Here is a 13,538-nt window from a genome sequence, read left to right as displayed (position 1 = left end):
AATTCCACAAATAACGTAAATACTACTCTTTTATAAATAAAGCTTTCAGTTCATTAGCATCATCTGGTTTCATTTTTCCACCGAGAATTAATCTAAGCTGTCTTCTTCTCAACGCACCATCAAACAGTTGTTTTTCCTGTTCTGTTTCTGTAATCACCGGAGGTACCGATCTTGGCTTTCCTGTCGGATCGAGAGCCACAAACGTAAAGTAGGCTTCGTTGCTTTCATACCGGTATTGGTGCAACATATCTTCGCCCCATACTTTTAAATGGATCTCCATTGATGTATTAAAAGCCCTGGTAATCTTAGCTTCAATATGAACTACATTTCCAAGCTTTATAGCATTTTTAAAACTAAGGTTATCTACGCTTGCTGTCATGCAAGGAAAGTTACAGTGTCTCGCAGCAGCCATGCTCGCAGCAATATCCATCCAATACATAAGTCTTCCCCCCATCAGGTTTCCGAAAGTATTGGTGTCGTTCGGCAACACCAGTTCATTCATGATGATAAAACTTTCACTCGCTTTCCGTCCTTCCATTAAAAAAATTTTTGCGAAGGTAAACTGCAATCTTTCAAACCGGCAAAAAACAACATTCGTCGGAAAAGTAACTTAAGTAAAACAATAACTGCCCCTCCTTGTACTTTGAAACCTTTAAAGGATGATTTTACAAATGCAAAAAATTAATCAATTAAAACTATCGATCTTTATACAACAAAGTATTAGTGACGCACGTTGATATCGCAAAAAGAAAGCAACTTATCGGATGAAGAGATAAAGAATTAAAATTGACTGGTAAAAGCGAAAGCCCTTTATACTTCCATAATTTTTTACTTCTGCAAGCTCTACCGATATTCGTTGCGAAATTTGGTGTAATTCTATGAATATCTCATTTGACAATAGTGAAAATGCATTTGCCTACAAAACAGACAAGGAGCTGAAGATGGCTCGTTTTCTTTTTTCGTCAATGGGTTTTCAATGGGTAGTAAATGCAGGTGTAAGGCTCACTCCATTTGCAATGAAAACAGGCTTGCCTGTAAGAGGATGGATACGCAAAACAATCTTTAAGCAATTTGTAGGTGGTGAAACGCTTGAAGAAACAGGCGTTGTTGGTGATGTGCTGAAAAAATATGGTGTAAATGTTATTCTTGATTACGGTGTAGAAGGCAAACAGGGAGAAGCCAGTTTTGAGCATGCAACAGAAGAATTTATTAGAGTAATTAATTATGCCGCTACCCGTGATAACATTCCTTACATCAGTATAAAGGTTACAGGTTTTGCCCGTTTCAAGTTACTTGAAAGACTTCATGAAGCTCCCCGCTTGCGATCAGGGATACACGATAATGAAGCTGAGATAGATGAATGGCAACGCGTTAGAGACAGGATGTTTCGTATTTGTAGTATTGCAGCGGAGAAAAATGTAGGCGTATTAGTCGATGCCGAAGAAAGCTGGATCCAGGATCCGGTTGACCGGTTAACGATTGAAATGATGGAGATTTTCAACAAAGAAAAACCCATTGTTTACAATACGATTCAATTATACCGACACGACCGTTTAGACTTTTTAAAGCTCTCTTACCGCATAGCGCAACAAAAGAAATTCAAACTTGCAGTTAAACTGGTACGCGGCGCTTACATGGAAAAGGAAAGATCACGCGCAGCATCAAAAGGTGTGCAATCACCTATTCAACCCGATAAGCAAAGTACCGACAATGATTACGACGCTGCAGTAGAATTCTGTATTTCTAACGTCGACAACGTTGCATGTATAGTGGCAACCCACAACGAGAAAAGCAACTTAACTGCCGTACAACTAATGGAGGAAAAAGGGATACCATTCAATCATCCGTACATTCATTTCTCGCAGTTGTATGGCATGAGCGATCACATTACTTTCAACCTTGCAAAGGCAGGTTTGTCTGTAAGCAAATATTTACCCTTTGGCCCCATTACCGATGTGATCCCCTACCTCATGCGTCGGGCTCAAGAAAATAGCAGTGTTAGTGGACAAACAGGCAGAGAACTCGCTTTAATAAAAAAAGAATTGAAGCGAAGAAAGCAAAAGTAAGTTGTTTTGTTCCCGGCATTTGATCCCTGGTTACTCATTGTTGCGTCGCAGTCCGTTCATCTATCCATTACTATTTAGCTTTTTCCACAATTGATTTTAGATTTCTCCCCATTACACACTATGGCCTTTACGGTTACAGCCGCTTATGCGTAATTTGCGGCCATGCAGCAGTATCATCAACTTCTTCAACACATATTAGATAACGGCGTAACAAAAACCGACAGGACTGGCACAGGAACGATTAGTGTATTTGGCTACCAGATACGCTTCAATCTTTCTGAAGGCTTTCCCATGGTGACGACGAAAAAACTTCACTTAAAAAGTATTGTGTACGAGTTGCTTTGGTTTTTAAACGGTGACACAAATATTAGATACCTCAATGATAACGGAGTAAGAATATGGAATGAGTGGGCGAATGAAGATGGAGAACTGGGCCCGGTCTATGGTAAACAATGGAGAAGTTGGGAAGGTGCAGACGGCAAAGTAATTGATCAAATTTCAGAGGTAATTAACCAAATTAAAAACAATCCTGACAGCCGCAGAATGATCGTAAGCGCCTGGAATGTTGGAGAACTGTCCGAGATGGCGCTCATGCCATGTCACGCACTTTTCCAGTTTTATGTTGCCCCTGCAAACGCCGAAAAAGGAGAAACAAGAGGTAAACTTTCTTGTCAGCTATACCAGAGAAGTGCGGACGTTTTTTTAGGCGTTCCTTTTAATATTGCCTCCTACGCTTTATTGACCATGATGATTGCCAATGTTTGTGATCTCGACTATGGAGATTTCATCCATACTTTCGGAGATGTTCATATTTACACCAATCATCTTGAGCAAGTGAAGTTGCAGCTTAGTAGAACGCCCTATGCTTTGCCTATGATGAAAATTAATCCTAATGTAAAGGATATTTTCAGTTTTAGTTTTGAAGATTTTTCCTTAGAAAATTACGAATACCATCCCCATATTAAGGCTGCGGTAGCAGTGTAAGAGTTTAAGGTTTTATTGAGCAAAAATTATACAGGTAAAAGAGTTTTGGGTAAAACAGGAAATAAACAATTAATCATTAAAAGCTTGCAGCCGGTAGCTAACGGCGTGAAGCAAAAACAACATCATGTCGCTCTCCCTAATAGTAGCCGCCACAACAAATAACGTGATTGGAAAAAACAATGATCTGCCATGGCGTTTACCAAACGATATGAAGTATTTCAAAAATACCACGTGGGGTATGCCGGTTATTATGGGAAGAAAAACTTTTCAGTCAATGACTGAGCCTTTAGCCGGAAGAACAAACATTGTCATCACCAGGCAGACCAACTGGAAACCCGAAGGCGCAGTGGTAGTAAACAATTTGAGTGATGCACTATTTGTTGCTAAAGATGCCGACAGTAAAGAAGTCTTTGTAATTGGAGGAGGTGAAATATTTAAAGACGCAATCAAAAAAGCGGATAGGATTTACATGACCAGGATTCATACAATTTTAGATGGCGACGCTCATTTCCCTGAGATCGAAGAAAAAAAGTGGAAATTGATTTCTAAAAGAGATTGTTTTGCAGATGAAAAACACAAATTCGATTATTCATTTGAAGTTTGGGAAAGAGACTAAAAAGCTCCCTTCAAATAGTTAACTGCAAACCTTTTTCTTCCCTACATCAATCTCAAATCGAATTCACGGTACTATGTACTCAGCCGTTAAACTCGCTTCAAAGTACCTCTCTTATTATCTCACTGCTTCCAATGGCAAAGGCCACGGCGTTCATTCACCATTTGTTTTTGATTTTATAACCAATGTCTTAAATGACCGCCGTACATTTTATGCCTACCAGGAATTAGAGGAACTAAGGCACCAACTACTGGCAGATAAAAGAGTTCTTACAATAGAAGATTTTGGCGCTGGTTCTGCAATAACAAAAAGTAAACAAAGAAGAATTAGCAGCATCGCCCGTTCAGCTTTAAAACCAAAAAAATATGGGCAGTTGATGTTTAGAATGGTTGACTATTATAAGGCGAATACAATTGTTGAATTAGGAACCTCGCTCGGTATAACCACGAGCTATCTTGCTTCCGGAAATTTGAAAGGCAAGGTGTACACCTTTGAAGGCGCCAGGCAAGTTGCTGAAGTAGCAAAGCAAAACTTCACACAACTTTCATTAGAAAATATAGAATTGATAGAAGGTAGCTTCGATGATACTTTGAAGCCTTTTCTTACCAAAATTGATAAAGTCGATATTTTATTTATTGATGGTAACCATCGGAAAGAACCAACGATTGAATATTTTGAACAATTACTGTCAAAAGCATCGGAGAGCTCCGTGTTCGTCTTTGATGATATTCATTGGAGCGAGGGAATGGAAGCTGCGTGGAGTCATATAAAAAATCATCCTTCGGTAACGCTTACAATCGACCTTTTTTTTATAGGATTGGTTTTTTTCCGAAAAGAACAGAAGGTTGCACAGCACTTTAGTATCAGGTTTTAGAACCTTGGTTATAAAAAATACTCTTCCTATTCAATCTCGCATAAGCCTGATATTTGCATCATCTAAAACATAAGTAAAGTTTTGCAACAGGTCTTACCACAAAGTTTTATTGACTCTCTTGCCGGCTTGCCCGGTTTCGAAAAGGACAAGTTTACTGATGTTCATGAGAACACGGAACAGGTTACATCAATACGCTTAAACCCGTTAAAACCGACGCCTGCTACAAATGATTTACCTGTCGCAAACACTGTCCCATGGTGCGGAAGCGGAAGGTATTTATCGGCAAGGCCTTCATTTACTTTAGACCCTGTTTTTCATGGCGGTGCATATTACGCGCAGGAAGCAAGCAGCATGTTTGTTGACCATATTGTAAAAGAGATTTACAGAAACCAAGCTCCGCCTAAACGAGTTTTAGATCTTTGCGCCGCGCCCGGCGGCAAGAGTACTTTGCTAGCTGCGGCTTTACCTGGAAGCTTCATTGTCTCTAACGAGGTGATAAAAACGCGGGTTGGAATGCTTTCAGAAAACATCAGTAAGTGGGGCAGCGATCATGTGATTGTTACTAATAACGACCCCAAAGATTTTAAGAAACTTCCCGGCTATTTTGATTTGATGGTGGTTGATGCACCTTGCAGTGGCAGTGGGTTGTTTAGAAAAGACGTAGCCGCAATAAACGAATGGAGCGAAGCCAATGTAGAGATGTGTAGCCTGAGACAGCAACGCATTCTTACAGATACGATAGGTTCACTAAAGGAAGGTGGATTTTTAATTTATAGCACCTGCAGTTACAGTATGCAGGAAGATGAGGAAATATGCGACTGGATAATTAACCAATTTCAGCTGCAACCCGTGAAGATTAACATAGATCCCTCATGGGCCATTGTAGAAACTATCTCTAAAAAGAATGCTGCGACAGGTTATCGTTTTTATCCCGACAAGGTGCAGGGAGAGGGTTTTTTCATTGCATGTTTTAGGCAAACAAATCCGGTAGATAATTTCTATGGTTATCATAATAAGGTAGCAGTTGCACCGAAACAAATTCAATCGATAGTTAAGCCTTTTCTCAAGAATTTCGATGATTACCTAATCAGCGATCAGAAAGAGATTGTAATAGCTTCTTTAAAAAAATGGGAAGAAGAAATTGCAACAATCTCCAACACTTTAAACGTGAGAAAATCGGGAGTAGCAATTGGAACGGTAAAAGGAAAAGACCTTATACCCCATCACGAACTTGCTTTATCTCATTTATTGTCTAATGATATTCCTGCTGTTAATTTGGCAAAAGAGGATGCGCTGAAGTACTTACGAAGACAGGATTTAGTCTTTGAAAATGAGAAAAAAGGATGGACCATTTGCCGCTTTGGGGATATTAATTTAGGCTGGATGAAAGTTTTGCCCAACCGTGTTAATAACTACTACCCTCCTAACTGGAGAATTTTAAAAGCTTAACTTTGGCCGTCACTTTAATGGCTATTTCTTACTCTGAAAACCCATTTATTATGAAAAAAATCATTGTCATTTTTTCCTTTGTTTGTTTGACGTTGGCTGCACAAAGTCAAAACCTGACAGTCGAAGGAAGTGCTCCAAATTTATACATCACTCATACAGTTGCTCCTAAAGAAAATTTTTATAGCATTGGCCGGCTATACAACCAACCTGCAAAATCTATTGCTTCATTTAATAACGTTGTAATGGAGAAAGGGCTTGCAATTGGACAACGGATAAAAATCCCTCTAAATGCCCAAAACCTTGACTTAAATGGAACTTCTGGAGAAAACGTTCCGTTGACCCATATAGTAGGAAAGAGCGAAACACTTTCTAAAATTGGTGCTGACCTTAATGTTTCTGCGCAATCAATTAAACAGTGGAATAACCTTAGTTCCGATAATATTGCTCCTGGTACCCCACTTGTTGTCGGTCACTTAAAAATGTCGTCATCTTCAGGCGCTTCCAGAGTTGCAGCTACTCCTGCGGTTAATCAGCCAGTTGTTAAGCAAGAACCTGTCGCAGAGGTAAAGCAAGTTGTGCCTGAACCGAAAAAAGAGGAAGTGTCTATGGCATCTGCACAAACTACTGCGCCTGAAAAAAAGGAGCCCGTACCTGCTATAAAACAGGAGCCGGTTAAACAAACTGAAACATTGGCAAATACGCTAACTAAAGAAGCGCCAGTTAAAGAGGCGACACAAACAAAAGCAGAGGATGTCAAAAAACCAGAAGTATATAGTTATTCGGCGACAAGTAGTGTCGGTTCTATTGAAGGTGTCTTTGCAAATGTTTTTACCACGGAAGCAGGGCAAAAATCAATAAGCAATAAAAGTGGTGAAGCAGCTACATTTAAATCAACCAGCGGGTGGCAGGATAAAAAATATTACGTTTTGATGAATGATGTAGCTCCCGGAACAATCGTAAAAATCGCCTCAACCGAGAATAAGGTTGTTTATGCGAAAGTGTTAGGCAGCATGCCCGATATGAAAGAAAACAATGGTCTTTTGTTGCGCATCAGTAATTCAGCCGCGTCTTATCTGGGTATTATAGATCCTAAGTTTCCTGTGCAAATAAGCTACTATCAATAATTTCTTATACTGAATCGAAAAAAAGCGGAATTGTGATGACAATTCCGCTTTTTTATTTTAAAGAAAGGCTTAATAAGTAGAAGTTACTGAAGCGCTATCGTACACATGTCCTCTTTCTGTTTTCAGCATGCGGGCAGGATAACGATTGATGACGATATAGTCGTGGGTTGCCATGATAACTGAGGTATTAAAATCTTTAGCGATCTGGAATAGAAGCTGCATAATTTCATCGCTTGTTTCCGGGTCGAGGTTACCTGTAGGTTCGTCGGCTAGAACAAGTTTAGGTGAATTCAACAACGCCCTGGCTATATCAACTCTTTGCTGTTCTCCTCCGCTCATTTCAAACGGCATTTTAAATCCTTTGCTTCGTAGACCGACTTTATCTAAAACGTCATTTATCTTTTCTTCCATCAACTTATTGTCCTTCCAGCCAGTGGCTTTAAGCACGAACTTTAAATTTTCATGAACGTTCCGATCAGTTAATAGCTGAAAGTCCTGGAAGACAACGCCTAAAGACCGACGCAAAAAAGGAACCTTTTTCCAGTTCATTTGGCGTAAATTATAACCTGCTACCATCCCATTTCCTTCTTTTAAAGGAAGGTCACCATACAACGTTTTTAGCAAACTACTTTTACCTGTACCGGTTTTTCCTACGAGGTATACAAACTCACCCTTATTTACATTGATGTTGACATCCTGTAAAATCAAATTTTCACCCTGGAAGATTTTAACGTCAGATAATGAAACTATAGATTCAGCCATTGAAATTATTGTTGTTGTCACAAAAATATTGTTTCGAGGCAGTACTGCCTAACAATAATATTTATCAGTGGGGAAAAAAGCTGTTAATGTTGATTACCTATAAATTAAAATGCGGAAGCTCCAAAATGTGCTGTCGTTTTTATTCAAATGTTCTATTAGCTAATTATGAAAAAAGCCGATAAAAAGATCGAAAGTACAAGTGTGTGACACAACGATGTTGAAGGGAGTTTTAGTGCCGGCTACAAAGCATATCGCTAAAACAAAAGTTCTCCAAAGTTTCCCTTTAACACAAGCTCTTTTTTATCAGACTCTTCTGCCCTGCCGATTACTTTAGCCTCAATACCAAACTGTGTGGCTATTGAAATGATGTCACCAGCCTTGTCTTGTGGAGTGAAGATTTCTAATCTATGGCCCATATTGAAAACCTGGTACATTTCGTTGTAGGTAGCCTTCGACGCTTGCTGAATGATATTAAAGATAACAGGCGGCTCAAACAGGTTGTCTTTTACAATCCTCATATTGCCGGGAAGATATTTCATACACTTTGTCTGACCTCCGCCACTGCAATGCACAAGGCCATGGATGTCATCGAATTTCTCCTCTAACAACTGCTTGAGAACCGGTGCATAAGTGCGGGTAGGACTAAGGATGAGTTTTCCAATATTTGTTTTTACCCCGGCTACATCGATTGCATCTTCTAGCCCGTGCTTGCCTATGTAAACAACGTCCTCATTCAAATACGGCTCGTACGTCTGCGGATAATCTTTAGCGTAACTTTTATTGAGCACATCGTGGCGGGCGCTGGTTAAACCATTGCTACCAATGCCGCTATTGTATTCACTTTCATAGGAAGCTTGTCCTGAACTTGCCAGTCCTACAATGACATCGCCGGGTTGTATTTTGTCGTTTGTTATAAGTTTAGCTTTAGGCCATCTTGCCGTCATCGTTCCATTGACGGCTATCGTACGAACAACGTCTCCTACATCAGCGGTTTCTCCACCCAGGTAATGAATATTTATCCCGAATGTTTTTAACCAATCAAAAATTTGTTGTGTACCATTTATAATTACTTGGAGGACCTCCCCCGGTATGTGTTGTTTGTTTCGATCAATTGTTGATGAAAACAGGAAATTGTCATAAATACCTACGCAAAGCAAATCGTCAATATTCATTACAACCGCATCCTGTGCTATTCCTTTCCACACGCTGATGTCTCCTGTCTCTTTCCAGTACAAGTACGCCAAAATGCTCTTAGTACCCGCGCCATCGGCATGCATGAGGTTCACCCACTTTTCATCGTTTCCAAGAAAGTCTTTATAAATCTTACAAAACGCGTTTGGGAACAAGCCCTGGTCAAGATGTTTTGTAGCAGCGTGTACTTCCTCTTTTTGTGCAGAAACCCCCCGTTGAGAATATAAAGACATTTGACAAAAACGATTTAGTTGGCTGCAAATGTACGGGAGAAGAGCTTTAGTTACCGGTTACCCTTCTCTATTAGCACATGCGCTAATGTCAACTGGTAAGAGGTGTTTAGCGTCGGCTCATAGTCTCTGTAACTCGTCACTTTCTCTTAGCTTTGCGCGATAATTATGATACAGGTTCACAGAGATTTAGACAAACTGCCGAAGTTTAAAAACGCTGTTATTACCATTGGCACTTTCGACGGTGTTCACTTAGGTCACCAGCAAATAATAAAACTGCTTAAACAACACGCGGCCTCCAACAACGGAGAAACTGTTATCATTACTTTCCACCCCCATCCACGCAAAGTAGTAGCACAAGGAAAGACTGACGTTAAAATACTGAACACGCTACCGGAAAAAATTGAGCTATTAGATAAATTAGGAATTGATCATTTGGTTGTTGTCGCTTTTGATGATGCCTTTGCAAATCAAACAGCGGAGGAATATGTTACCAATTTTCTTGTAAAGAAATTTGCGCCTCAAATCATTATTATTGGCTACGATCATAAGTTCGGGAAGAACAGGTCAGGCGATTATCATTTGCTTGAAAAATTAGGGGAAAGGTTCGGTTACGAGGTGAAGGAAATTCCTGAACACGTGTTAAATGAAATAATTATTAGCTCAACTAAAATTCGCGAGGCCTTATTTAAAAGCGATGTAAATACGGCCAATAATTTTCTGGGATATCAGTATTTCTTTGAGGGGAAAGTGGTTGTAGGAAATAAACTGGGAAGAACAATCGGCTACCCTACTGCTAACCTGGCTATTGAAGAGGAGGAAAAGTTAGTACCGGGAAATGGTGTTTATGCGGTAAAATTAAAAATTGAAGGCACGACCACTATACATGGAGGAATGATGAACATTGGGGTGAGGCCCACTGTGGACGGATCAACAAGAACTATTGAAATAAATATATTCGACTTCGACCAAGATGTCTACGGACAGAAAATGCGCGTCTCTGTCTGCGCATATCTTAGAGGGGAAGTGAAGTTTGCAGGATTAGACGAATTGAAAAATCAACTCGCAAAAGATAAAATCGAGGCGCAACAAAAATTGTCGGCTTAGTTATTTCTCGGCAATCAGCTTCTCAAGAACAAAATGAACAATCGGGCAAAAGGTAGAATTCTTAAGGGTCAACTGCTGCCTTTTTAGTAACACGTCTTCGTCGGTATAGGGAAACCTTGAGCAGTCACTGGGCCGGTCTTCATAGATACTACAATAATTATCTACACCTAGAAAAGGGCAAGGCGCAGTTTTAGCAACGTAGTCTCCATCACCGTCCAGGTTTAAATAAGTGTTTATAAAGTCGCCTTCTTTCATTTTAAGGCGCTTACTTATTCTCTTTATGTCAGTGGTTTTAAACCTGGGCGAATAGCCCTTGCAACAGTTGCCGCACTGCAAGCAATCAATTTTCTCAAACGCTTCTTCGTTCAGGTCCGGCAGCCTTTTTAAAACCTTGTTTTTATCGGCCCTTTGCAAAAATTGCTTGTACTGCTTCTGATGATCAGCGGATTGCTTTTCCCAACTTTCGGTAATATTAGCGGCCATTTTAAAAATTAGACGGCCAAAGGTAAATTGATTGAATAGAAGGTTTACAGGAGTAATCGTTAATCTTCTAAGAGTAGCATTAGAGGGAATTTAAGTATTGAATATTGAACATCATAGTAACAACTCAATAGTTAATACCGATGCTCAATATCCAATGGTCAAATTTTATTGGGTTAGGGCAAGGTCAAGCACCTGCTGCATATTTTTCACGTAGTGAAAGTTCACGCCTTTTATAAATTCCGCATCGATTTCGTTTACATCTTTTTCATTCTGCCAACACAAAATAATTTCTTTCAATCCTGAGCGTTTGGCTGCTAAGACTTTCTCCTTGATACCTCCTACCGGAAGGACTTGTCCCCTGAGCGTTATCTCGCCCGTCATAGCTAAGAAAGGCTTTACTTTCCTGCCCGAGAAGGCACTTGCTAACGACGTAAACATGGTTATGCCCGCGCTAGGCCCATCCTTTGGAACAGCTCCCTCCGGCACGTGCACATGAATAGTTTTCTTCTGAAAAAGTTCGGGGTCGATATTAAATTTCTTAGCGTTTGCCTGCAGGTAGCTCAATGCAGTGGATGCGCTTTCTTTCATCACGTTGCCGAGGTTGCCCGTAAGTGTAAGGTTAGGTTTGCCATCGCTTAAAATGGTTTCAATAAACAAAATGTCGCCGCCAACATACGTCCATGCAAGACCCACGGCTACGCCGGGAAGGTTGATAGTTTTATAGATTTCATTGCTATATTTTGCTGAGCCCAAAATCTTCTCTACATCCTGAATGGTAAGCGTTGCTTTCACCTTGCCCTTGACAGCCATCTCTTTGGCCTGGTAACGCATGATAGATGCTATCTGCCTATCCAGCTCACGAACGCCACTTTCACGGGTATAGGTTTCAATGATTTTTTCTAAAACTTTGTCTCCTATTTTAAAGCTTCCGTTTTTTAAGCCATGAGCCTCGAACTGCTTTGGTAATAAATGCACTTTAGCGATCTGCACTTTTTCTTCAATTGCATAACCACTTAAATCAATTATTTCTAATCTATCTCTTAGCGCAGGTTGAATTTGATTGATGTTATTAGCAGTAGCTATGAATAGCACTTTGCTTAAATCATATTCCAGTTCCAGGTAGTTGTCGTAGAATGTATTGTTCTGTTCAGGATCTAAAATTTCTAACAATGCACTGCTTGGATCGCCGCGCTGATCACTTCCAACTTTATCAATTTCATCAAGAATAATAACCGGATTGCTACTTTTTACCTTTCGGATACTTTGAATGATTCTACCAGGCATTGCGCCTATGTACGTTTTCCTGTGTCCCCTTAATTCACTTTCATCATGAAGGCCACCAAGGCTGAGACGGACATATTTTCTTTCAACTGCATTTGCAATGCTGCGACCAAGAGAGGTTTTACCAATACCTGGAGGGCCGATAAAACAAAGTATCGGGCTTTTCATATCCCCCTTTAACTTGAGCACAGCCAAATATTCCAAAATCCTTTCTTTGATTTTGGTCATTCCATAATGGTCGTTATCAAGTACCTGTTTAGCTTTCTTCAGGTCATAACTGTCTTTGGTATATTCTTCCCATGGAAGATCAAGCAGAAGATCGAGATGATTGTAGACAACGGAATAATCAGGAGTGCTGGGATGCATTCTTTCCAACTTTTCGATACTGCTCTTAAAAAGGTTCTTAGCAGCTTGCGGCCATTTCTTGCCCTCACCTTTCTTGCGCATTTCAGCAAGTTCCCGATCGTTTAAATCGCCACCTAGCTCCTCTTTAATACTTTTCAACTGTTGCTGTAAAAAATATTCACGCTGCTGCTTGTCTAGTTCAGTTCGAGTCTTATTGGTAACCTTATTTTTTAACTCAGCAAATTGTAGTTCTTTTTGTAAGATCTGCATCAGCTCTTCAGCTCTTGCTTTTACATCTTCAGTTTCAAGCAACCTTTGTTTTTCACCAATCTCGCTATTCAGATTACTACTAACGAAATTGATTAAAAAAGAAGGGTTTTCTATATTCTTTAAAATGATGGAAGCTTCTGTGGGAATGTTCGGAGACATGGAGACTATCTGGCTCGCTACATCTTTGATGTTGCTTACGTAAGCTCCAAAGTCTTCGTCAACCGGTATAACGTCTTCATCAAGCAGCTTTACTTTTGCTTTAAAGTAGGGATCTTCTGTTGTTATCTCCTCCAGAAAAAAGCGCTTCTTGCCCTGGATGATAATAGTCGTTCCGCCATCCGGCATCTTTATCAACTTCACTATCTTGGCTATCGTTCCAATCAGGCACAAATCCTTTACTTCCGGATCTTCTATCGTACTATCTTTTTGTGCAAGTACCCCTATTAATTTGTTTGTTTTGTAAGAGTCATTTACAGCTTTGATGCTTTTATCGCGTCCAACTGTTATTGGCAAAACTACCCCAGGGAAAAGAACGGTGTTTCGTAAAGGAAGAACGGGAAGATTATCAGGAACATCAGTTATTTTATCGCTTTCGTTCTCGTGTTCATTTATAGGAATTATCGGAATAAAGTCAGTATCATCTTCAGGATGTAAAAAGTAATTCTTCTGAATCATAGTTAATTTTTAGTAGACAAATTGTCGCTACCGAACATCATTTAAAATATTGGAAGAGCGGTATTAGAACTTTCAATATTAATG

The 13,538-nt window shown here is 39.9% G+C and carries 12 protein-coding genes; 7 read left to right on the top strand and 5 right to left on the bottom strand.

Features of this window, described 5'->3' with window-relative positions:
- Nucleotides 1-22 precede the first annotated feature (22 nt).
- Nucleotides 23-538 (bottom strand): acyl-CoA thioesterase, encoded by a 516-nt coding sequence (locus SAE01_RS05535; protein ID WP_147202659.1) that lies wholly within the window; start codon nucleotides 536-538, stop codon nucleotides 23-25.
- A gap of 340 nt (nucleotides 539-878) precedes the next feature.
- On the opposite strand from SAE01_RS05535, the gene SAE01_RS05530 reads away from it, so the two are divergent.
- The 6 genes from SAE01_RS05530 (at nucleotide 879) to SAE01_RS05505 (ending at nucleotide 7,110) form a co-directional block, all read left to right on the top strand.
- On the top strand, nucleotides 879-2,066 hold the full coding sequence (locus SAE01_RS05530) for a proline dehydrogenase family protein (protein WP_147202658.1): 1,188 nt from the start codon (nucleotides 879-881) through the stop codon (nucleotides 2,064-2,066).
- Between the two features lie 162 nt (nucleotides 2,067-2,228).
- On the top strand, nucleotides 2,229-3,050 hold the full coding sequence (locus SAE01_RS05525; RefSeq protein WP_147202657.1) for a thymidylate synthase: 822 nt from the start codon (nucleotides 2,229-2,231) through the stop codon (nucleotides 3,048-3,050).
- Between the two features lie 124 nt (nucleotides 3,051-3,174).
- The gene (locus SAE01_RS05520) at nucleotides 3,175-3,666 is read left to right on the top strand and encodes a dihydrofolate reductase (RefSeq protein ID WP_147202656.1); all 492 of its coding nucleotides are present in this window, start codon (nucleotides 3,175-3,177) and stop codon (nucleotides 3,664-3,666) included.
- 73 nt (nucleotides 3,667-3,739) lie between these two features.
- Entirely contained in the window at nucleotides 3,740-4,537 is a 798-nt protein-coding gene (locus SAE01_RS05515) for an O-methyltransferase (RefSeq protein ID WP_147202655.1), read from the top strand.
- An 81-nt stretch (nucleotides 4,538-4,618) separates the two neighbouring features.
- Nucleotides 4,619-5,986: a methyltransferase RsmF C-terminal domain-like protein gene (locus tag SAE01_RS05510; protein ID WP_147202654.1), complete on the top strand. Its 1,368-nt coding sequence runs from the start codon at nucleotides 4,619-4,621 to the stop codon at nucleotides 5,984-5,986.
- Between the two features lie 50 nt (nucleotides 5,987-6,036).
- Nucleotides 6,037-7,110 carry a LysM peptidoglycan-binding domain-containing protein gene (locus SAE01_RS05505; RefSeq protein ID WP_170234083.1) on the top strand — a complete coding sequence of 358 codons (1,074 nt, stop codon included), beginning with the start codon at nucleotides 6,037-6,039 and terminating at the stop codon, nucleotides 7,108-7,110.
- A 69-nt stretch (nucleotides 7,111-7,179) separates the two neighbouring features.
- Here the strand turns inward: SAE01_RS05505 and SAE01_RS05500 are convergent, their stop codons facing one another.
- Both SAE01_RS05500 and SAE01_RS05495 read right to left on the bottom strand, forming a co-directional pair.
- On the bottom strand, nucleotides 7,180-7,872 hold the full coding sequence (locus SAE01_RS05500) for a cell division ATP-binding protein FtsE (RefSeq protein ID WP_147202652.1): 693 nt from the start codon (nucleotides 7,870-7,872) through the stop codon (nucleotides 7,180-7,182).
- Between the two features lie 254 nt (nucleotides 7,873-8,126).
- Nucleotides 8,127-9,296, bottom strand: a complete 1,170-nt coding sequence (locus SAE01_RS05495) for an AIR synthase-related protein (protein ID WP_147202651.1) — start codon at nucleotides 9,294-9,296, stop codon at nucleotides 8,127-8,129.
- A 165-nt stretch (nucleotides 9,297-9,461) separates the two neighbouring features.
- Between SAE01_RS05495 and SAE01_RS05490 the strand changes: the two genes are divergently transcribed.
- A complete protein-coding gene (locus tag SAE01_RS05490; protein ID WP_147202650.1) occupies nucleotides 9,462-10,400 on the top strand; it encodes a bifunctional riboflavin kinase/FAD synthetase in 939 nt (312 codons plus the stop codon).
- Here the strand turns inward: SAE01_RS05490 and SAE01_RS05485 are convergent, their stop codons facing one another.
- Nucleotides 10,401-10,883, bottom strand: a complete 483-nt coding sequence (locus tag SAE01_RS05485; RefSeq protein WP_147202649.1) for a YkgJ family cysteine cluster protein — start codon at nucleotides 10,881-10,883, stop codon at nucleotides 10,401-10,403.
- Between the two features lie 165 nt (nucleotides 10,884-11,048).
- Entirely contained in the window at nucleotides 11,049-13,454 is a 2,406-nt protein-coding gene (lon, locus tag SAE01_RS05480) for an endopeptidase La (RefSeq protein ID WP_147202648.1), read from the bottom strand.
- Between the last annotated feature and the right edge of the window lie 84 nt (nucleotides 13,455-13,538).

The sequence above is a fragment of the Segetibacter aerophilus genome, assembly GCF_007991655.1.
GTDB lineage: Bacteria > Bacteroidota > Bacteroidia > Chitinophagales > Chitinophagaceae > Segetibacter > Segetibacter aerophilus.
The sequence above is the reverse complement of the archived record's forward strand: the minus strand, read 5'-3'. Positions and strand labels throughout refer to the sequence as shown.